Here is a 22,029-nt window from a genome sequence, read left to right as displayed (position 1 = left end):
GCCGTACACATACCACGGATACATTTATATTTATTTGGGAGGTTCTTTAATATGGCAAGAGTAAAAGGCGGTTTTGTAGTACGTCGTCGTCATAAAAAGGTTTTGAAACTGGCAAGAGGTTATTTCGGTTCCAAACACCGTATTTTTAAAACAGCTAACGAGCAAGTAATGAAATCCCTGGTATACGCATACCGTGACCGTCGCAACACGAAACGTAACTTCCGCAGACTGTGGATCGTTCGTATCAATGCTGCAGCACGTATGAATGGTTTGTCTTACAACAAACTGATCCATGGTTTGAAACTTGCTGGAGTAGACATGAACCGCAAAATGTTGGCTGATCTGGCCGTTAACGACATCAATGCGTTCAACTCTTTGGCTACTGTAGCTAAAGGCAAAATCAACGCTTAAATTGTATGATACAAGCCGCCGTACCTATATGGCGGCTTTTTTTACGGCTTGGGAGAAATTCGAAGATGAATCTCTGAATGAGTAGAGCGAATAGGCTGTAGTCTGGAGGGGAACAATGAAACCAGATAACTGGTTGAATAACCGTCCATGAGAATACATAAAATACGAACGGTGAAATAATACAAATAAAAACAGGTAAATCCCACTCATCACTAAAGTTCGCGATATGTTTTTGTTATATAACATCACATCGTTGTAACGTTAGTGTGTTAAAACGCTAAATTATTAAGCGTTTTCAATAAAAAAAGAACAAAAATATGTGATATTTGGTGATGAAACATCTGGATTTTAACACTGGTTGATTGTATAATCACCTCTAGTAGGCTAGTCCTAGATTTTTCTCTCCATGTCATAATGTTCGGTTTTTCGACAGATGATAGGATGCCACAAGGGTGAAAATGCGCTTTTAATGTCGAAGAAACCATACATTCTGCATAAAAGTCATTTCTGCTATCTGTTAACCGTTCAATTGTAGGCTGGATTGGAATGAGGGATATATCATTAAGGGGGAAAAAGAGAAATGAAAAAGATGCTCAGCTTGTCTTTGGTAATGTTGCTGGCGGTATCGGTTATGCTCGCAGGTTGCGGTAGCAAACCGAAAGAAGAAACAAATGCCGGAGGAGATACAGGTGGAACTCCCACTGAAGCGAAATCCGATCTCAAAATCGGTATGGTTACTGACGTAGGTGGAGTTAATGACAAATCCTTTAACCAATCCGCTTGGGAAGCTCTGCAAGCGACTGAAACAGAAACAGGTGTAGCAGTTAAATACCTGCAAAGTAAATCCGATGAAGAGTACATTCCTAACTTGAATGAATTCGTCAAAGGTGGATTTGATCTGACTTGGGGTATCGGTTTCCAATTGGCTGATGCAATCAAGACTGTAGCTGAGCAAAACCCTGATTCCAAACTCGCGATCATCGACAGTGTTGTTGATGCTCCTAACGTTAAATCCGTAACATTTGCTGAAGAAGAAGGATCTTACCTGGTTGGTGTTGTGGCTGGTCTGACAACAAAATCCAACAAAATTGGTTTTGTAGGCGGTATGGAAAGCCCACTGATCAAAAAGTTTGAAGTAGGATTCAGAGAAGGCGTTAAAGCAGTTAACCCTGATGCTCAATTCATTTCTAACTACACAGGTGCATTTGATAAACCTGACTTGGGTAAAGCAGCAGCAGCAACACTTTACAATGAAGGCGTAGATATTATCTTCCACGCTTCTGGCGCAACAGGTAACGGTGTGTTTAACGAAGCAAGTGCTCGTAAGAAGCAAGGTCAAGATGTATGGGTTATCGGTGTTGACAAAGACCAATCTCTTGAGTTTGGTGATGAGATCACATTGACTTCCATGATCAAAAAAGTTGACGAAGCAGTTAAGCGCGTTAACAAAGAAGTAGTTGATGGTACATTCGCTGGCGGTTCCGAGAACCTGACTTTGAAAGAAAACGGCGTAGGTATTGCTGATACCTCTACTGCCAATGTATCTGCTGATACACTTGCAAAAGTGGAAGAGTACAAAGAAAAAATCATCAGCGGCGAAATCAAAGTTCCTACAGAGTAATTTTGATCTTAGTCGCAAATGAATAATCATTGGGGCCGGTCTTGACCGGCCTTATGATTGCAAGAACAGGAACATTTGATCAAGTCATCATAACAATTGTACAAGGTCACTGTGCACCAACGCTCCGGTAGGAGCTTTTCTTAAGATAATGGAATTGATATGTTCTTAATGAGCTGAACCATTCGATTATCGCAAGAAAAACTTCAGCTAAGCGCGGTCTGTCTTCTTTGAAAGTACGTCGATAGACGTTTTTTTTACGTTTGCGGAACCACACTATATCAGTTATAAGGGTGATTACATGGGTGCAGCAACCCCCGTCGTTGAGTTAAAACAAATTACGAAGCGTTTCCCAGGCATTGTTGCCAACGACGCCATCAGCCTTCAGCTTCGTAAAGGCGAGATCCATGCGCTACTGGGCGAAAACGGCGCTGGTAAGTCAACGTTGATGAATATTGTATTTGGTCTCTATCAGCCAGATGAAGGTTCCATTGAAGTGAATGGCAAGCCTGTCATCATCGACAGCCCTAACCGAGCGATCGATCTTGGCATAGGCATGGTGCATCAGCATTTTAAACTTGTACAGCCGTTCACGGTAACAGAGAACATTATTTTGGGATCTGAACCAACGAAGGGTCTCAATATTAACTATAAAAAAGCAGCCGCTGAAGTTCAGCGTCTTTCCGAACAGTATGGACTTAAAGTAAATCCTCATGCCAAAATTCATGATATTTCTGTCGGAATGCAGCAACGTGTAGAGATTGTTAAGACGTTGTATCGCGGTGCAGACATTCTGATATTTGACGAGCCTACAGCCGTATTGACTCCTCAAGAGATCAAAGAGCTGATGATCATCATGAAGAAACTTGTAGCTGAAGGAAAGTCCATTATTTTGATCACGCACAAACTGAAAGAAATCATGGAAATCTCCGATACGGTAACGATTATCCGTCGGGGTAAAGTGATTGATTCGGTCAAAACTTCGGAAACAAATCCGAATGAGCTGGCAGAGAAAATGGTGGGGCGGAATGTCACATTTAAAGTGGACAAAAAACCTGCTACACCTGGAGCCAATGTGCTCGAAGTCAGTAAATTAACGGCTAAGAATAAAGAAGGTATTTCGGTTCTGAACCAACTTAACCTGAACGTACGTGCAGGAGAGATTGTCGGAATCGCAGGCGTGGATGGTAACGGCCAAAGTGAACTGATTGAAGCCCTTACCGGACTTCGTAAAGTAGAGAGCGGTTCGATTCTTTTGGAGGGCAAGGAGCTGTCCAATCATTCTCCGCGCCATATCTCGGAGTCGGGTGTAGCCCACATTCCGGAAGATCGACATAAACACGGACTTGTACTTGATTTTTCAGTGAGTGAAAATATCGTTCTGGAATCGTATTATAAAGCACCATACACCCGTAAAGGGTTCCTTAACTTCGATGCCATCAAACAGCAGGCGAAGCGGCTTGTTGAGGCATTTGACGTGCGTACACCAAGTATTGAGACCAAAGCTCGGTCCTTGTCCGGAGGAAACCAGCAAAAGGCCATTATCGCCCGTGAGGTAGATAAAAACCCTGAACTGCTTATTGCTGCGCAACCAACGCGTGGTTTGGATGTAGGGGCTATTGAGTTCGTGCAAAAGCAACTGATTGCACAGCGCGATCAAGGGAAGGCTGTTCTGCTGATTTCATTTGAGCTTGATGAGATTATCAATGTATCTGACCGAATTGCTGTTATTTATGAAGGCCAGATCGTTGGCGAGGTGCTGCCGGAAGAAACCAATGACAGGGAGCTCGGCTTGATGATGGCGGGCAGCACCCAAAAGAGAGGTACTGCGCATGAATAACGTATTGAAATGGTTTACGCGAGATTCATTTATTTTGCCTGTAGTAGCTATTATTATGGGTCTTATTCTCGGTGGAGTTGTCATGCTGATTGGTGGCTACAATCCAATCGAAGCCTATGGTGCATTGTTCACCAAGGTATTTGGTGACATGTACAACTTTGGTGAAGCAGTACGGGAAATGACACCATTAATTATGACTGGACTTGCATTTGCATTTGCATCACGTGCAGGGTTGTTTAATATCGGGGGAGAAGGTCAATTTCTCGTCGGTATGACCGCTGCAACATTTGTTGGTGTTAAATTTGCAGGTTTGCCGATCTATCTTCATGCGCCACTGGCATTGATTGCAGGTGCATTGTTTGGTGGTCTGTGGGCTGCTATTGCTGGTTATCTGAAAGCGGCACGTGGGGTCAATGAAGTTATCAGTAGTATTATGTTGAACTGGATTGGTCTGTATCTGGCCAACCTTATCGTTCGCCAATTCTTGCTGTTGAAGGGCGAGAATCGTTCCGTGGATATCAGCGAATCGGCCTCGATTAGTTTGACATGGCTCTCTGAACTGATGGGTAACTCCCGTGTACACATGGGGACGTTGATTGCCCTTGTGATGGCTGTGCTATTTTATATCTATATGTGGAAAACAAAACAAGGTTATGAAATCCGCGCGGTAGGTTACAACCCTAATGCGGCTGAATATGCAGGTATGCATGTTAACCGGAATATCGTAAAAGCGATGTTTATCAGTGGTATGCTTGCCGGTCTTGGTGGTGCCTTCCAGGTTCTTGGTGTGTTCCATTACCAGACCGTAATGTCGGGTTCACCCGGTACAGGCTTTGACGGAATAGCGGTTGCCCTGATTGGTTTGAATCATCCGTTTGGGGTGTTATTGGGTGCAGTGTTATTCGGTACCCTCACGTATGGATCTGCAGGTATGAGTTTTGCTGCAGATGTTCCGCCTGAGATTATTCGGATTGTGATCGGTTCGATTATCTTCTTCATTGCGGCACAAGGCATCGTGCGCTGGATACTTAAACCGTTCTATTCGAAGCGTAAGAAAGAGAAGGTGTTGTAGATGGACTTGTTGACAATTGGGCAAATTATCAATACGACGCTTGTCTTTGCTACGGCATTGATTTTTGCATCACTCGGCGGAATTTTTTCGGAGAAATCAGGTGTAACCAACCTTGGGCTTGAAGGCTTTATGGTTTTTGGTGCCTTTGCAGCTGGAATCGGGGCGCATTATGCTCAAGAAGCGGGCATGGGTGGAACGACATCGGCCTGGATGGGGGTTTTGCTTGCGATTGTATTGGGCGTACTGGTATCGCTGATTCATGCCGTTGCGTCTATCACATTTAAGGCAGACCAGATTATCAGTGGTATCGTCATTAACTTTTTGGCAGCAGGAAGTACGTTGTACTTGGTTAAACTGTTGTTTGAAGGTTCTGGTGATTCACCGTTGGTTCAAGGCTTCAGCAAGTTTGATGTGCCATTGTTGAAAGACATTCCTTTGCTTGGAGAAGCCTTCTTCAAGAACGTATATCCAACGACATATCTGGCCATTCTGTTCGTATTCCTGACGTATTACATCATGTTCAAAACGCCATTTGGTCTGCGCCTTCGTTCTGTAGGTGAACATCCAAGTGCGGCAGATACGGTTGGTGTTAAAGTGCTTCGTTATCGCTATATTGGTGTTATGATCAGTGGTGCGCTTGCGGCCATTGGTGGAGCTGCGATTACGTTGACGACTACGGGTACATTCTCACACAATACGGTTTCCGGCCAAGGTTATATTGCCATTGCAGCTATGATCTTTGGTAAGTGGAATCCGATTGGTGCCTTTGGTGCGGCTGTCTTCTTTGGATTCTCACAAGCGATCCGAAACTATGTACAGTTGTTTGAATGGTCTCAAAGTATTCCCCAGGAAATTATTTTTATGTTGCCTTACCTGCTTACCATCATCGTTCTCGTTGCAGCGGTTGGACGTTCTTCGGCTCCGTCTGCACTCGGTGAAGCGTATGATCCGGGTAAAAGGTAAACTTGCAATATGTCAATTTACTATCCAAAAGCTTGATAAAAGGGTCCGCCTTGTGCGGGCCTTTTTTGTTTTCTTGAGTGTTGCCAAGCTACTTTTTGACGTTTACTTTAGTTCTCGTGCAGATACCCATATTTTCAGGTAGGGACAAAGAAACAGGCGAATTCAGTGATGGACGAATACACTGTTTTGAACGATCCGAGGAGGAGGGGAAAGTATGAAACAACAAGTTACGCGTGATGAAGCGATGAAATTAATAGGCAAAAATATTGTTGCAATCAAAAAAGACGGCACTCGGGTTACGGGAAAGCTGTTGAAAGTATCGGGCAACAAACTGGTACTCAAGCGTTTGAATGGCAAAAAAGTACGTACAAAAGCGATTCTGCCACTGGTATTGTTTGATCTGCTCGCTATTGCCACACTGCCTTATGCTTATGGAGGTGGTCCCGGCTTCGGTCCCGGATATGGACCTGGACCAAAACCCGGCCCCGGATATGGTCCAGGCTACGGACCGGGATATGGACCTGGAGGACCTGGTGGCGGATATGGACCTGGTCCTGGATTCGGCCCTTATGGTCCAGGTCCACGTCCACCAGGATTTTTCTAGGACATTCTATAATGTCTTTTCCAATTCGTAGCAGCGGCTTATCATGATGTATCGAATCGCGCTGTATCCATTTTTTTGATAAAACTGAAGCCCTTTGGTATTGCCCTCATCCACCATCACTTTAGATCTTCGACAACCCCGGGATGCCGCAAAGCTCTCTGCTTTGAGCAACAAAGTTTGCCCGTAACGTTTGCGTTGTTCTTTCGGACTAACGGCCATCATATCGACATAGAGCAATTCCCCATGCATGAGAAAATGGATGAATGCCACAGCAGCTTTGTCTGGCTCCGGCGAGACAACAAAGGTCATGCCCCTGTTCATTCGCAGGGGTATTTCTTTGCGGATTTTATTAATTTCCTTTTCGCTCATATGGGATAAAGGAACAAGTTGAGTGTCAATCAGCTTCATGATGGCGCCATCATCCAGCTTGGATGTGCGTTGCCGAATCACCATGCGGAGCCTCCTTTCAGGACCAGTCGTGCTGCTCGTATATCCTATGCCCGAAGCAAGATAAAAGGTGACTGAATGAAGCGCTGGGATTAGGGCAACCTTATAGGCTGAAGAGAGAGGGAGGAAGGTTCTCTGAATTTTTATGCAAAACAGGTATTGACTTATCGGTTGGAGGAATCATATAATGTTCCTAACATTTAACGAGAATATTTCATCGGCTATGAAGAGGACGAAGTTTTAAGGGCTCTTTTGCTCAGAGAGTGGCTGGAATTGCTGAAACCACCACCATTATCCCTTATATACGAGCTCACCTCGGAGCTGTTTTCCTGAAAAGCACTGGATGTCACTCCTTTCGCGTATTAGGGAAAATCGTATGTCTGCGTTACAGACAACAGGTATGGGAAACGACTATGTTCGTTTGAGCTATTCGTTTTGTTGTACCTGGTAAGGTCCGTTATTGCGAAATTTCGGGCAAAGTTGGGTGGTACCACGGAAGCGATAACCTTTCGTCCCTCGCAAGCATGAACTTGTTTGCAGGGATGGAAGGTTTTTTTTGTAACTTTAAATGTCAGAATGGTGTAAATTTCGAGAGGAGGATGACTGATGGGAGCTCAAATTCCAGAAGTACGGTCAACAGATGAATTACGTGAAAAATGGATGAAGCCGGAGGTCATTAGCGGATCCGAAATTCTGCTGAGAAGTTTGTTACTTGAAGGTGTCGAGTGCGTATTTGGTTACCCGGGCGGCGCAGTGTTGTACATTTACGATGCGATGTATGGTTTCGAGGATTTCAAACACGTTCTCACTCGTCACGAACAAGGTGCAATACATGCAGCTGACGGATATGCACGTGCCAGCGGCAAAGTTGGTGTCTGCATCGCTACTTCCGGACCAGGAGCAACGAATCTGGTTACGGGTATTGCAACAGCGTATATGGATTCAGTACCACTCGTAGTCATTACGGGGAACGTTATTTCGAGCCTGATCGGTTCAGATGCTTTCCAGGAAGCGGATATTACCGGGATTACAATGCCAATCACTAAACACAGTTACCTGGTGAAAGATGTAAAAGATCTGTCCAGCGTAATTCATGAGGCATTCCATATTGCCAATACTGGTCGTAAAGGTCCTGTACTGATCGACATCCCGAAAGATGTATCAGCGAACAAAACATTGTTTGAACCAACAACTGAACCTGTTATATTGAGAGGGTACAATCCACGGACAGTACCAAACAAACTGCAGGTTGACCGTTTAGCCCAAGCCATTCAGGAAGCAGAGCGTCCAATGATTCTCGCTGGTGGCGGTGTGGTATACTCGGGAGGACATGAAGAACTGTTCGAGTTTGTTGAGAAGACAGGCATTCCAATTACGACTACTCTCCTTGGTCTAGGCGCTTTCCCAAGCGGTCATGAATTATGGACGGGTATGCCAGGTATGCACGGAACGTACACTTCCAATCAGGCTATTCAAAAAGCGGACCTGCTGATTAATATCGGCGCTCGATTCGATGATCGGGTAACAGGCAAGCTGGATGGATTCGCTCCACATGCCAAGATCGTTCATATCGATATTGATCCGGCTGAGATTGGTAAAAACATTGCAACCGATATTCCAATCGTTGGTGATGTGAAGACCGTACTGGAAATAGCCAACAAAGAAGTTGGACGTGCAGAGCGTGCAGATGCATGGAGAGACCAGATCAAACAGTGGAAACAAGAGAAACCTTACAGCTATACGGATTCAGACGAAGTGCTGAAACCCCAGTGGGTTGTTGAAATGCTGAATGATACAACCAAAGGTGAAGCAATTGTAACTACGGATGTGGGACAACATCAGATGTGGGCAGCACAATATTATAAATTTAATCAACCGCGTTCATGGGTAACTTCGGGTGGTCTTGGAACGATGGGCTTTGGATTCCCTTCTGCCATAGGTGCTCAGATGGCCAATCCGGACAGACTCGTTATCTCCATTAACGGTGACGGCGGAATGCAGATGTGTTCCCAAGAACTCGCGATCTGTGCCATTAACAATATACCGGTAAAAATTGTGATCATTAACAATCAGGTACTCGGAATGGTTCGCCAATGGCAAGAGATCATCTATGAGAACCGTTACAGCCATATTGATCTGGCAGGAAGTCCGGATTTTGTAAAACTGGCTGAAGCTTATGGCGTAAAAGGTTTGCGTGCAACCAACAAGGAAGAAGCCCAGCGTGCTTGGCAGGAAGCCTTGGATACACCAGGACCGGTCGTTGTTGAATTCGTAGTACGCAAGGAAGAAAATGTATATCCAATGGTTCCGCAAGGAGCGACAATTGATCAAATGCTGATGGGGGATGCTGACGAATGATAAGACATACGATCTCGATACTGGTAAACGATCAGCCTGGCGTCCTTCAGCGGGTATCAGGGTTGTTCGGTCGACGCGGATTTAACATTGAGAGTATTACAGTAGGTCAATCGGAAGAACCTGGACTCTCCCGGATGGTTATTGTCACCATTGGCGACGATAAAACGCTGGAGCAGATTGAGAAACAATTATACAAAATCATCGATGTCATTAAAGTGGTTGATTTCAGCCTGAAACCGATGGTAGCCCGTGAACTCGCCCTGATCAAAGTGAAAGCAGAGCCTTCCGAGCGTCCTGAAATTCTGGGTGTGGTAGAAACATTCCGCGCATCCGTTGTAGATGTTGGTCCAGGCAGCCTGATTGTGCAGGTAGTCGGAGATACGGACAAAATTGATGCTATGATTGAATTGCTCAAGCCATATGGCATTCGCGAATTGTCCCGTACAGGCATAACTGCATTGGTACGAGGCAACGTATAAAGCTATAATGAATGAAGAGGGACGACGGTTAGCTAACATATACAGTTGATCTTATGTGAGTGTCAGTCCCTTAACAGTTGTAATTTAACATTTTAGTGATGTAACGCTTGAAAATATAGCTACATTCCCGCATTAATGGGCGGGTGTCTGAACGGATCGGATCAGACCAGAGAGGCTTTTGACACTCCAAGCGAGTCGGTCCCTTGAGACACCCGCTCATTAATGAAGGGTTCTTTACAATACAAAGGAGGACTTATAAACATGCCAGTAACTACTTATTATGAACAAGATGCAGAGCTTAACGTATTGAAAGGAAAAACGATCGCGGTAATCGGTTATGGTAGCCAGGGTCACGCCCAAGCTCAAAACCTTCGTGATAGCGGATTGAACGTAGTCATCGGACTTCGTGAAGGTAAATCCTTCGACACTGCAAAAAATGACGGATTTGAAGTTCTGTCCCCGGCTGAAGCAACAAGCCGCGCAGATGTAGTTCAAATCTTGCTGCCAGACGAAACTCAAGCTTCTGTATACAAAAATGAAATCGAACCAAACCTGAAAGAAGGCGCTGCATTGCTCTTCTCACACGGTTTCAACGTTCATTTCGGTCAAATCGTTGCTCCAAAAAACAGCGATGTATTGCTGGTAGCTCCTAAGTCCCCTGGTCACATGGTACGTCGTACTTATGTGGAAGGTTTTGGTGTACCGGGTCTGATCGCGATTGAGCAAGATGCAACGGGTAAAGCTAAAGAAATCGGTTTGGCTTATGCTAAAGGTATCGGTTGTACACGCGCAGGGGTTATCGAAACTTCCTTCCGTGAAGAAACAGAAACAGATCTGTTCGGTGAGCAAGCTGTTCTGTGTGGTGGCGTGAGTGCATTGGTAAAAGCTGGATTCGAAACATTGACAGAAGCGGGTTACGCTCCTGAAATGGCATACTTCGAATGTCTGCACGAACTGAAGCTGATCGTTGACATGATGTATGAAGGCGGACTTTCAAGCATGCGTGATTCCATCAGTAACACAGCTGAGTACGGTGACTATGTAACTGGACCTCGCGTTGTAACTGAAGATACGAAGAAAGCAATGAAAGAAGTCCTGACAGATATCCAACAAGGTAAATTCGCACGCGACTTCATTCTGGAAAACCAATCCGGACGTGCATTCTTGACAGCAACTCGTCGTAACGAAGCTGAACACCCAATCGAAGTGGTTGGCGGACAATTGCGTGAGATGATGCACTGGATCAAGAAGTAAGCATTAACTTCTAGAACATGCACTTTAAGGTATTCAAGTAAACTTAGAGCTTTAACTGGGAATAGCGGCCGTGCTTATGCGTGAGCCGCTATTGCTGGTTCAGAGAAACATATAATAACAAGTACAGGAGGTGCGAAGCGTGCGTAAAATCTATGTATTTGACACAACGCTGCGTGATGGAGAGCAATCCCCGGGAGTCAATCTGAACACTCGTGAAAAGGTGGAAATTGCCCATCAGCTCGAGCGGCTTGGCATTGACCGGATGGAAGCGGGTTTCCCGGCGGCATCTCCAGGTGATCTGGCAGCTGTCAATGCAGTAGCAAATGCGGTCAAAAATGTGACTGTAATTGGCTTGTCCCGTTCCAGAGAGCAAGACATTGATGCGGTAAAAGAAGCACTTAAAGGTGCACAGGACCCGTGTATTCACGTTTTCCTGGCAACTTCGCCTATTCACCGCCAACATAAATTGCGCATGGACAAAGCGCAGGTACTGGATACAGCTCGTTCCGCGATTCGTTATGCCAAGAAAACATTCTCGAAGATTGAATTCTCACTTGAGGATGCAGGTCGTACCGAGTATGATTTCCTCGTGGAAATGGTAAATATGGCTGTTGAAGAAGGTGCAGCGGTCGTGAATATCCCGGATACGGTTGGTTACCTGAGCCCATATGAATACGGAAACATTTTCAAACACCTCAAGGAGAATGTGCACGGCATTGAAAAGGTACAGCTGAGTGCCCACTGTCATAATGACTTGGGTATGGCGACGGCCAATACACTTGCTGCCATTCTCAACGGAGCCGATCAGATCGAAGGTACGATTAATGGCATCGGTGAACGTGCGGGGAACACGGCGATCGAGGAAATTGCTATGGCACTGGAGACACGTCAGGAATTTTTCCAGGCGAAAACATCGCTGCAGTTGTCTGAGATTGCACGGACCAGTCGTTTGGTTAGCCGTTTGACAGGTATGGTTGTGCCTGGAAACAAAGCCATTGTTGGGGCGAATGCCTTCGCACATGAATCCGGCATTCACCAGGATGGCATGTTGAAGGAAAAAACAACATATGAAATTATGACTCCAGAGTCCATCGGTCTGAAGGAAAGCAAACTTGTACTGGGTAAACATTCTGGTCGTCATGCCTTCCGTGAGCGGTTGATTGATCTGGGATATGAGCTGGAAGAAGAAGCATTGAATCGGGCTTTCGCCCAGTTCAAAGATCTGGCTGATAAGAAAAAAGAAGTTACTGACGAAGATCTGCTTGCCGTAATTGAAGAGAAATTGCAGGATGCACCTGAGGTGTATAAACTGGAATCCATCTTCGTAACGTACGGAGATGAATCGGTACCAACGGCCAAAGTCCGCATTGCAACGCTTGACGGGGATACGATTGAGAAGCAAGCAGAGGGTAACGGATCGGTAGATGCAATCTACAATGCGATTGACCAAGTGAGTGGGGAAGACGTAACGTTGTCTGACTATTCCATCAAATCGGTAACACATGGTAAGGATGCATTGGGTGAAGTACATGTTGTGCTGACTCAAAATCAGGTTTCGGTACAAGGACGTGGCGTAAGCACAGATATATTGGGTGCAAGTGCACGTGCCTATGTAGACGGCCTGAATCAATTGATTGAGAAGCGTAAAACATATACGAACCGTGTAAACGTTAACCTGTAGGCTCCGGTGCAGCAAGCACGAACCCTTCATTCAACTGAACTATAAGCTGGAACACATGTACGCTGCCAGGAAGATCTATCTTGATTTGAATTGATATCGTAGATCGTTAGGCTTGCTTTGTTACGTTTAGTGAGGTACGTAAAGAGTCTGACTCTCCTGTGGAGGGCCAGACTCTTTTGCTTGTATTTATATAATTATGGCAGTAAAACATATCACATTTTCTACGCTTACCTATTGTATCGGCTTACGCTATCAAGCTATTACCACGCGTATGCATTAGGGGCATGTCCACCTGGACCCGGGAAAATCTCATCCAGACGTTTGAGCACGGCTTCATCCAAAGTCAAGTCCAGACATTTGAGTGCGGTCTCAAACTGCTCCAGCGTACGCGGTCCGATAATCGGGGCGGTCACTGCCGGATTGGCTGCAACCCATGCCAAAGCCACCGTATCCTGTGGTTCACCGAGATCACGACACAGTGCGGCAAAGTCTTCAAGCTGAGTTTGCTGCTGCTCGATCCGTCCAGCGATGCCCCCGCTGCGTGTTCCTTCCAGCTTCTGCAGAGCGTTACGTCCCAATAAACCACCATCCAGTGGACTCCATGGAATGACGCCGAGGCCCAGCTCTTTGGCAGCGGGCAGTACTTCCAACTCTGGCAAACGACAGTTGAGACTATATTTATGTTGTTCGGAAACCAAGCCGAGGAAATGACGATTCTTGGCTTCGCTTTGAGCGATTGCAATCTGCCATGCAGCAAAGTTACTTGATCCTACATAACCGATTTTACCCTGATGAACGGCATTCTCGAACGAACCCCACAGCTCGTCCCACGATATGGCAGGGTCTACATGATGCATCTGGTATAGCTCGATATGATCGGTCTGTAAGCGGCGGAGGGAACCCTCGAGATGCCGTCTGATTTTGTAGGCGGAGAGGCCAGCTTCGTTGTTGGGGCCATCTGTATCATCATGCATGGAGCCATAGACTTTGGTGGCCAGAACTACTTTTTCACGTCTGCCCCCACCCTGGTTGAACCAGCGCCCGATAATTTCTTCGGTAAGACCGGAATTCTCACCCCAACCGTAGATGTTAGCGGTATCAAAAAAGTTCACTCCTGCATCGAGTGCTGCGTCCATAATGCGAAAAGCTTCTTTTTCATCTGTAGCAGGCCCGAAATTCATGGTACCGAGACAGATTCGGCTGACCTTGAGGCCTGATTTACCCAAATACGAATATTGCATGTTGCTAATCCCTCCTGCGTACCTAATTTGAATTCAGCTATATTTTAACCCAGCCGGGAGGTCAGAACAACTTGGAAAGGCTAATCTCTATTGGCTTATAGGTAAAATCTATTAAAGTCATAGATTGTATATCTTGGTCAAATGACCTTGGAATATGATACAAAAGAGAGAGTTAATATGAGACGTTACTTTATGAATAATTAATGAATGAAATATAAGGAGTGGACAACCCAATGGCAGACGTGAAAAAAATTGCAGTTATTGCAGGTGACGGAATCGGCCCTGAAGTCGTAGCTGAGGCTGAGAAAGTTCTTAAACGTACGGAGGAAGTATTCGGTTATCGTTTTGAGACAGAGCATGCGTTGTTTGGCGGAATCGCAATTGATGAGAAGGGAACACCTCTTCCTGAAGAAACACTGAGCGTATGTAAAAGTGCAGATGCAGTCCTGCTTGGAGCGGTTGGCGGTCCAAAATGGGATAATAACAGCAAGGAGCTTCGTCCGGAAACGGGTTTGCTGGGTATTCGCAAAGCCCTTGGATTATTCTCCAACCTGCGTCCGGCTGTCGTATTTGATTGCCTGAAGGATGCTTCAACTCTGAAGCCGGAAGTACTTGAAGGTACAGATCTGATGGTGGTACGTGAGTTGACAGGCGGTATCTACTTTGGAGAGAAGTTCAGACGTGAAAGTGCACAGGGTGAAGAGGCAGTAGATACTTGTGCATATAATGTAACAGAAGTGGAGCGGATCGTTCGTCAGGCATTCGAAATTGCGCAAGGTCGTCGCAAAAAGCTGGCTTCTGTAGACAAAGCCAACGTATTGGAAACTTCCCGTCTCTGGCGTGAAGTTGTGAACCGGGTAGCACCAGATTATCCGGATGTTGAACTGGAGCATGTACTGGTAGACAACTGCGCGATGCAATTGCTGCGTCGTCCGTCCAGCTTCGATGTCATCGTAACGGAAAACATGTTTGGAGATATCTTGAGTGATGAAGCAGCGATGTTGACAGGTTCCATCGGTATGCTCGCATCTGCATCACTGGGAGAGGGCAGCTTCGGACTCTATGAGCCGGTACACGGTTCTGCACCGGATATCGCAGGTCAAGGCCTCGCTAATCCGATTGCAACCATTCTCTCTTTGGCGTTGATGTTCCGCACAACCTTTGGTTATGCAGAAGGTGCGGATGCCATTGAAGCAGCTGTGTCGGATGTATTGAACGCAGGACACCGCACGAGTGATATTGCTGTAGACAAGAGCACAGCGATCAGCACGACCGAAATGGGCGATTTGATCGTGGCGGCTATTCAGAAACAAGCGTAATTATATTACCAACTACAGGCAGCCCTTTGTTTCCAGTTATGGAAGTACAGAGGGCTGTTCCTTTATCATTTTTGCCACGAAAAATCCTTATTTATAATGATTACAAAAAAATAATGTTTATAATCTTGACTTTGGGAAGTCCGGATGATAACATTTTACTTGTACTTGTTATCAAGTATCAAATCATTTTAATTACAGGAAAAGCGTACGCGTTTTTCTTGATGATGAGCAATCCGCAAGGTTGCTTACATAATCCCAAAGGAGGAATTTTTAGTTATGGCAGAACGTTTGGTAGGTAGACCAGCACCGGATTTCGCAATGGAAACAGTATCGGGAGACGGACAAGATTTCGGTTCCGTTAAACTGTCCGATTATCGTGGCAAATGGCTTGTATTCTTCTTTTATCCTTTGGACTTCACATTTGTGTGCCCAACTGAAATTACAGCTTTGAGCGTTGCTTCCGAGCAATTCAAAGCTTTGGATACAGAAATCCTTGGCGTGAGCGTAGACTCCGTACACAGCCACAAAGCATGGATTAACACACCAGTAGACAGCAATGGTCTGGGTCAATTGAACTTCCCGCTGGCTTCTGACATCACGAAGCAAGTGGCTAAAGATTACGGCGTTCTGATCGAAGAAGAAGGCGTAGCATTGCGCGGTCTTTTCATCATCGATCCAGAAGGCGAATTGAAATATCAAGTGGTTAACCACAACGATGTAGGCCGTAGTGTTGAAGAAACACTTCGCGTACTGCAAGCACTGCAATCCGGCGGATTGTGTGCAATGAACTGGAAACCAGGCGACACTAACCTGTAAGCCAGGTTAACTTGAACGGTTTTTGTTCAAGCCCTCATCCCGTTAGGGATTGAGGGCTTTTTGCACCCTTTTGCCGGAAGTTATCACGAAGTTAATTAAAAGTGTTTGAACAAGCAGCTAAGCGTGTTAATAATATATTAGAAGAAAGTCTTCTTTTTATCTGTTGAAAGAGGAATTGATGGCCTTTAAGGCGAATAGGGTATGGAAACCCGGTAAATATTCCGGTGCTCTGCATTTATAATCTGTACATGAATGTGATACACTGATGGAACTATTCCTTTTCGGAAGTGCTGGAAGTGTACGGGATGGCATTTTAACAAAAAGTCCCGGCACGTAATAAGGAGGGTGAACAAAAATGAGTTACTGTTGTGGGGCAAGTATGGTTGGAACGAAGGGCACGCTGAAGCATTACCGCACCCAGGTTCATAATGTTCCCCTGCTGTTTTGCCCGGTGTGTCATCGGGTTGAGGTGCATTATAAAGTGGAAAACGAATACGAAATTCTGGCTGAATATGCGCATGGAGACGGTGCATCCGAGATCGACTTTCAAGATTATGTTACAGAAGATGAGGATGCCATTTTCGAAAACTGTGTAAACCGTGAGAGCGAGGATGCCATGGTCATTGTGCAGCGCCAGATTGATATGGCTCTGGATTTGCTCAGGCTCGCCAAGGAAACCAAAGACGAGAAGTGGGAAAGCGAACTTAAACGTCGATTAGCTGTGATGAGTCAGCGCAGACTGAAAATTCAGCATAATAAGACCGGACTATAGATGATCTCGGATATATCACAATTTAAAGATATTAAAAACGAAGCTGATTTGCCCCTTGGGTGAAACGGCTTCGTTTTTGTGCTTTGTTTCTGGAACTAATTCGAGGTTTTTTTTAAAATAATTTCCATTCGACACTTTCTCCGATTGACTCTCTTCTATAAACTTGTCTATGATAAAAGCAGACTTGCAAAAGAGGCGGAGCAAAAAATGTTCGTGTTTGGGAATAGGAGAAGGTCAGAATGGAACAAACGTATATGATTTTCCGGATCGACTGTTGGTTACCGGGAATAGACCAGCTTGAGTTCCGGACATGCCATCCATATTTTCGGCGCTCAGCCCCCCAACGAAAGGGCACCGGTAATGAAAAATAAAATCGGCCCTTCCTGTTTCTGTGATGATATGATGTCCGAATGGCAAGTTTATCATTTACGTGAAAAGGAGGAACCTGACATGATTAGTGAATTTCAGGATACAGTGCCTCAACCAACGGATGGATTCCCGCCTGTGCATCTGGATAACAACAAGTACGAGAATGTACTGGAACATCTGGATAGCGGTATTATGTTGTTTGACAGTCACGGTGTATTGACGTTTATTAACGTTCAGATGGCAAAGTTGTTGGAACTTCCAAGAAGTCTGTTGAGCGGCTGCACCCTGATGCAAATGCTGCATCATCCGCAGATGAGCCGATTCAAGAAAAAGAAAATTTTACGTATTTATCGGGAAACCATTTTTCACCGTAAGCGCTATCATGAGTTGATCGATGAATACGGAAGGCATTGGCTGGTTACTGTGACGTACGGTGATCAGATGGATGGGGACTTTTTGTTCAGCGTCAAAGATGTATCTGATTATAAACAAATTGAACAGACCGCTTATCAAAATGACAAACTTGCGATGCTGGGGCGGATTTCAGCATCTATTGCTCATGAAATTCGTAATCCGTTGACTGCAATCCGTGGGTTCATCCAATTGCTCAGGCCCCATTTGCTACAGCTCGGCAAAGATGAGTACGCGCGGATCATACTGACGGAGATTGATCGGGCGAACGACATCATCTACGAATTTTTGAATTCTTCCAAACCGTCGGCTCCACAGAAGACCGTGATGTCCGTTGACTCTTTGCTCAAAGAGGTGGTCTTGCTGACGGAAAGCGAAGGTTTGATGAAAGGATGCGAGATCGTACTGGATGAAGGGGATGCCCCGCTGAATGTGTCCATTGATGTCAAACAGATTAAGCAGGTTATTTTGAATATGGTGAAAAATGCAATGGATGCCATTGAGGAAGTTGGCGAAGAACATACGGGTCTAATTCGAATATCTACCGCCACCGAAAACAAGTTCGTGCAGATCTCCATCGCGGATAACGGTCATGGGATGGACCATAACACGCTTGTACGTCTGTTTGATCCATTCTTCACGACCAAGGAGAGCGGAACGGGGCTTGGACTTTCGGTGAGTTACCGAATCATCAAGAACCATGGAGGTACCATCTCTGTGGATAGCAAAAAGGGCAAAGGTACGCGGTTTATGATTATGTTACCTTTGGTATATTGAGAAGAGCGGGGAGTCCAGGAGTTGGCCATTTGCCAACTCCTTTGTTTTATGTTGCCAATAAGGGTTATAGTTAGTAATGAATGCGAATACATAAGCTCCATAACGGAAGGATGAGATGCAGATGGAAATCCAAGGAATGGAACAAATGAATCAACAATTGATGGATCACGTGGGAAAAGTGATTGTGGGAAAAGAGCATACCATAGAGCTGGTGATGACAGCGATCATAGCGTCAGGACATGTGCTGCTGGAGGATGTACCGGGTACCGGGAAAACGATGCTTGCCAAATCGGTAGCCTCTACATTGGACTGCACATTCCAGCGGATACAGTTTACACCGGACTTGCTGCCCTCTGACTTAACAGGAATTCATTTTTTTAATCAAAAAGAAGGGGATTTTGAATTCCGACCAGGCCCCTTGTTTGCTAATCTCGTACTAGCTGATGAGATTAACCGTGCTACACCGCGTACACAATCAAGCTTGCTGGAGTGCATGGAAGAGCGCCAGATTAGTATCGACGGTTCAACGAGACAGCTGGAACGGCCATTTATCGTTATCGCCACCCAGAACCCTATAGATAACCAGGGAACTTTTCCGCTACCTGAAGCACAGATGGATCGTTTTATGATGAAAATTCGCATGGGTTATCCAAGCAGTGAAGAGAGTGTAGAAATTTTGAGACGTACGGTAGCCAGTCGTTCAGTTGATGATCTCTCGGCGGTGATCAGTCGTGAAGAACTTTTGAAGGCGCAGGATACGTATAAAACAGTGCAAATCAACGAAGATTTGCTGCGATATATCATTCAGTTAACCGAAGCGACAAGGCAACATCCCGAGCTCTCGCTTGGTGTAAGTCCACGAGGGGCTCAGGCATTACTCAAGGCAAGTCAGGCATGGGCTGCACTGCATGGCAGAGACTTTGTTTTGCCTGATGATATTAAAGTACTGGCGGAACCTGTGCTGGCCCACCGACTGGTATTCCGTAACCGGATCAGACAACAAGAGGGCTTGGCTGAGCGTATCATCCAGGAACTTCTGAATCAGACAGAAGTGCCTACGGAGAATCTCGCTACAAGCGGGCGTTAATCTTATGGCATTATTATGGCTTGTCCTTGTTGGAGGCATTGTCGTAGTTATACATGGTGTGTGGTTTGGACGACCTGCACTGCGAAAGCTCAAGTACAGCAGACAATTCAGCAAGCTGCGTTGTTACGCTGGAGATGAACTTGAGATGGTGGAGACGATATCAAATGAGAAACGAGTCTCCGTTCCGTGGCTCAGACTTGAATCGATGATGCCAGTGTCGTTTGTATTTCGTTCCGGTTCAGGTATGGATATTAGTCAAGGCGAAATCTATCAGAACCATAAGAGTATTTTTACGTTAAAACCGTTTACTCGTATTACGCGTAAGCATCCTTTTACATGTACTCAGCGTGGAATTTATCCATTAAATACAGCAACGATGACAGGTGGGGATCTCTTTGGCGTGTGGCGTTCCACCAAACCGATTCCTTTGCAAATGTCTATGATTGTGTATCCTTCATTAGTGAATGCAGAGGATCTTCCTGCAATTTATCAGGTATGGCAGGGAGAAGTTGAAGTATCACGATGGATCGTTGAAGATCCTTTCTTGATCCTGGGTGTTCGGCCTTATGGTGCAGGCGACCCCATGAATCGTATTCACTGGAAAGCGAGTGCACGTACAGGTGAATTACAAGTCTACAAGCAGGGATGGACGGCTGATCCGCAATCCTGGATTGTAGTCAACATTCAGGAATCTGCAGATATGTGGAGTGTTGTCACTCGACCGGAGAAGATTGAACGGGCACTTCGTTACGCTGCCACGGCTGCAGTGGATGCCATCGGTAGAGGGTTGCCGGCAGGTTTCGCCCATAATGGCTATCATGTGGGTGGTGGCCGAGATACACTTCGGATTGAGCCGGATTATGGCACGCCCCATCTGGAACGGTTACTGGAAGCTATGGCTGAGACAGAGTTGAAATGCATGGTGCCCATGGAGCAATTTCTGAACGATGAAGTAGGTCAGAATGAAGAAGCACAGCAAATCCGCAGCTATCTGCTGATTACATCCTATGTATCTGCCGCTATGGAGCACGAGATTGCACGTCTGCACGAACAAGGACATCGTGTAACGATTCTCCCGGTAGAGGACGTGAAGGGTAATACAAAGGCGGTGAGTGCATGAGGAACAGACCGGTAGCGACGACCACAGGACTCATAGCAATGCTTGCCGTCTTGATGGCTGGCATATACCTTTTTCCGATATTTACGCTTGCTTCATTCTACGCAATGGAACATTTGCCGTTCACATTATTCATCCTGGTCATTCTTGTAGGTTGGTTAGGACAGTTCATTCAGCATAAAATTCCAGGTTTTAGCGAGAAGAATACATTCATTCGTGGAGTAACGGCACTCGTTATAGGAATTCTCTTCGCACTCGTTGTTGGGATGAGCCTTATTCTCCCGTTGCCGGATATCATCACATTGGTACTGTGTGGAGTCATCTCGGCTTATGCAGGTCTGACCTTCCAACCAGTCTTTCATTCTGTGTTGTTATGGCGCTTGCAGATTATGGGTGTAATCAGTGCAATCGTGCTTATGATTGCTTCGAATTCGTTAGAATTCATGCAGCCGATACAAACCTATACCCTATGGATTTATATTGCGGGAGTGATCAGCTTTGCCTTTTGGCTGGTTGGACGATATATGCTGCAACTGGATCAGGCAATACTCAATGATGGCAAGAGAAGATTGGTATTAAGAGATTTTGCACGTGCGAATCATCAGCGGTTCATGTGGATGTTTATTGTTATCGTCGCGATTGGTGCTTTCCCAAGTCTGGCTGCCTGGCTGGGACCGCTGCGTGATCGCTTGCTCGCATGGATCAGGGGATGGTTTGGTCCGATTTCTGGCGAGGAGCCACGATTACCAATGGACAACCCCAATCAGCCACTAAATATACCGAATGACTGGAGAGAGCCGCCATCCGAGCCCTCAGTTCTCTGGAACATCCTCGGGTGGGTAGTGATGTGTGCTGTAGCAGGAGCTATCCTGTGGCTACTTATGAGGTTGGGACAAAAAACGATAAACAGACTTATGGATCGATTCAAGGGGATGTTACAACCAGGTGAAAAGAAGGCAGAACCACGGACGGAGTATATCGATGTCAGTGAGACGCTTGATGCGCCAGCAAAAGTCCGAAAGAATTGGTTTCGGAAGAAAGAAGCGCCACCTGCACAGGATGCTGAACGTGTTCGGTATTACTATCGGACTTGGATTGAAAGAGCCGCTCATCGAGGCGTGGTAATACAGGGGACGCACACTCCGCTGGAGGCTGCACAGACCATTATTCAGAATGATGTGAAGTTAGAAGAAGATGAGCTGTCTGCGAGACTGCCAGATACGTATAATGCCGTTCGTTATGGAGAGAAAGCTCCCGATCGTTCCGATATGGTTGAGATTGACCGAATCTGGAGATCTTATCGAAGTAAATAAGTCCGGAATCCCTTTACTTTTCTTGTCACGTTCAAGTATCATGAGAGGAATACACAAGTTGGTCAGAAAAGGAGCAGACA

At 45.7% G+C, this 22,029-nt stretch carries 19 protein-coding genes; 17 read left to right on the top strand and 2 right to left on the bottom strand.

Annotated features, from left to right (window positions below; translation table 11 throughout):
- Window positions 1–51 precede the first annotated feature (51 nt).
- From rplT to QF049_RS14650, 6 genes are all read left to right on the top strand, one after another.
- A complete protein-coding gene (rplT, locus tag QF049_RS14675; protein WP_017689664.1) occupies window positions 52–411 on the top strand; it encodes a 50S ribosomal protein L20 in 360 nt (119 codons plus the stop codon).
- 580 nt (window positions 412–991) lie between these two features.
- On the top strand, window positions 992–2,032 hold the full coding sequence (locus tag QF049_RS14670) for a BMP family lipoprotein (protein WP_307538319.1): 1,041 nt from the start codon (window positions 992–994) through the stop codon (window positions 2,030–2,032).
- A gap of 298 nt (window positions 2,033–2,330) precedes the next feature.
- Window positions 2,331–3,869, top strand: coding sequence for an ABC transporter ATP-binding protein (locus QF049_RS14665; RefSeq protein WP_036610171.1), 1,539 nt, complete (start codon window positions 2,331–2,333; stop codon window positions 3,867–3,869).
- Window positions 3,862–4,941, top strand: a complete 1,080-nt coding sequence (locus QF049_RS14660; RefSeq protein ID WP_074094292.1) for an ABC transporter permease — start codon at window positions 3,862–3,864, stop codon at window positions 4,939–4,941. Before QF049_RS14665 ends, QF049_RS14660 begins: the two co-directional genes overlap by 8 nt.
- Window positions 4,942–5,904 (top strand): ABC transporter permease, encoded by a 963-nt coding sequence (locus QF049_RS14655; protein ID WP_091014847.1) that lies wholly within the window; start codon window positions 4,942–4,944, stop codon window positions 5,902–5,904.
- A gap of 214 nt (window positions 5,905–6,118) precedes the next feature.
- Entirely contained in the window at window positions 6,119–6,508 is a 390-nt protein-coding gene (locus tag QF049_RS14650) for a hypothetical protein (protein ID WP_047842246.1), read from the top strand.
- Between the two features lie 6 nt (window positions 6,509–6,514).
- Here the strand turns inward: QF049_RS14650 and QF049_RS14645 are convergent, their stop codons facing one another.
- Complete coding sequence (locus QF049_RS14645) at window positions 6,515–6,958, bottom strand: GNAT family N-acetyltransferase (RefSeq protein ID WP_237176231.1); 444 nt, start codon at window positions 6,956–6,958, stop codon at window positions 6,515–6,517.
- A 603-nt stretch (window positions 6,959–7,561) separates the two neighbouring features.
- On the opposite strand from QF049_RS14645, the gene ilvB reads away from it, so the two are divergent.
- The 4 genes from ilvB (at window position 7,562) to QF049_RS14625 (ending at window position 12,727) form a co-directional block, all read left to right on the top strand.
- Window positions 7,562–9,313 carry a biosynthetic-type acetolactate synthase large subunit gene (gene ilvB / locus QF049_RS14640; RefSeq protein ID WP_091032851.1) on the top strand — a complete coding sequence of 584 codons (1,752 nt, stop codon included), beginning with the start codon at window positions 7,562–7,564 and terminating at the stop codon, window positions 9,311–9,313.
- Entirely contained in the window at window positions 9,310–9,792 is a 483-nt protein-coding gene (gene ilvN, locus QF049_RS14635) for an acetolactate synthase small subunit (RefSeq protein WP_024628317.1), read from the top strand. The genes ilvB and ilvN overlap by 4 nt, the downstream gene beginning before the upstream one ends.
- A 261-nt stretch (window positions 9,793–10,053) precedes the next feature.
- Window positions 10,054–11,046, top strand: a complete 993-nt coding sequence (gene ilvC, locus QF049_RS14630; RefSeq protein ID WP_036669754.1) for a ketol-acid reductoisomerase — start codon at window positions 10,054–10,056, stop codon at window positions 11,044–11,046.
- A 139-nt stretch (window positions 11,047–11,185) separates the two neighbouring features.
- Complete coding sequence (locus QF049_RS14625; RefSeq protein WP_036610154.1) at window positions 11,186–12,727, top strand: 2-isopropylmalate synthase; 1,542 nt, start codon at window positions 11,186–11,188, stop codon at window positions 12,725–12,727.
- A gap of 260 nt (window positions 12,728–12,987) precedes the next feature.
- Here the strand turns inward: QF049_RS14625 and QF049_RS14620 are convergent, their stop codons facing one another.
- Window positions 12,988–13,968 carry an aldo/keto reductase gene (locus QF049_RS14620; RefSeq protein ID WP_307538311.1) on the bottom strand — a complete coding sequence of 327 codons (981 nt, stop codon included), beginning with the start codon at window positions 13,966–13,968 and terminating at the stop codon, window positions 12,988–12,990.
- A 233-nt stretch (window positions 13,969–14,201) separates the two neighbouring features.
- Here QF049_RS14620 and leuB point away from each other — a divergent pair, with 233 nt between their 5' ends.
- The 7 genes from leuB to QF049_RS14585 all read left to right on the top strand — a co-directional run bounded on the left by leuB (window position 14,202) and on the right by QF049_RS14585 (window position 21,949).
- On the top strand, window positions 14,202–15,287 hold the full coding sequence (leuB, locus tag QF049_RS14615) for a 3-isopropylmalate dehydrogenase (protein ID WP_017689651.1): 1,086 nt from the start codon (window positions 14,202–14,204) through the stop codon (window positions 15,285–15,287).
- Between the two features lie 276 nt (window positions 15,288–15,563).
- Entirely contained in the window at window positions 15,564–16,103 is a 540-nt protein-coding gene (locus tag QF049_RS14610; RefSeq protein WP_036610146.1) for a peroxiredoxin, read from the top strand.
- 355 nt (window positions 16,104–16,458) lie between these two features.
- Window positions 16,459–16,875, top strand: a complete 417-nt coding sequence (locus QF049_RS14605; RefSeq protein WP_017689649.1) for a hypothetical protein — start codon at window positions 16,459–16,461, stop codon at window positions 16,873–16,875.
- Between the two features lie 450 nt (window positions 16,876–17,325).
- A complete protein-coding gene (locus QF049_RS14600; protein WP_307538308.1) occupies window positions 17,326–18,432 on the top strand; it encodes a PAS domain-containing sensor histidine kinase in 1,107 nt (368 codons plus the stop codon).
- Window positions 18,433–18,553: 121 nt separating this feature from the next.
- Window positions 18,554–19,519, top strand: a complete 966-nt coding sequence (locus tag QF049_RS14595) for an AAA family ATPase (protein WP_124113686.1) — start codon at window positions 18,554–18,556, stop codon at window positions 19,517–19,519.
- 4 nt (window positions 19,520–19,523) lie between these two features.
- Window positions 19,524–20,639 carry a DUF58 domain-containing protein gene (locus QF049_RS14590; RefSeq protein WP_307538305.1) on the top strand — a complete coding sequence of 372 codons (1,116 nt, stop codon included), beginning with the start codon at window positions 19,524–19,526 and terminating at the stop codon, window positions 20,637–20,639.
- A complete protein-coding gene (locus tag QF049_RS14585; RefSeq protein ID WP_307538303.1) occupies window positions 20,636–21,949 on the top strand; it encodes a DUF4129 domain-containing protein in 1,314 nt (437 codons plus the stop codon). The genes QF049_RS14590 and QF049_RS14585 overlap by 4 nt, the downstream gene beginning before the upstream one ends.
- Window positions 21,950–22,029: the final 80 nt, after the last annotated feature.

Source organism: Paenibacillus sp. W4I10, assembly GCF_030816325.1.
GTDB classification, from domain to species: Bacteria; Bacillota; Bacilli; order Paenibacillales; family Paenibacillaceae; genus Paenibacillus; species Paenibacillus amylolyticus_B.
Note: the sequence above shows the minus strand (reverse complement) of the source record. Positions and strands in the feature narration are given on the sequence as shown.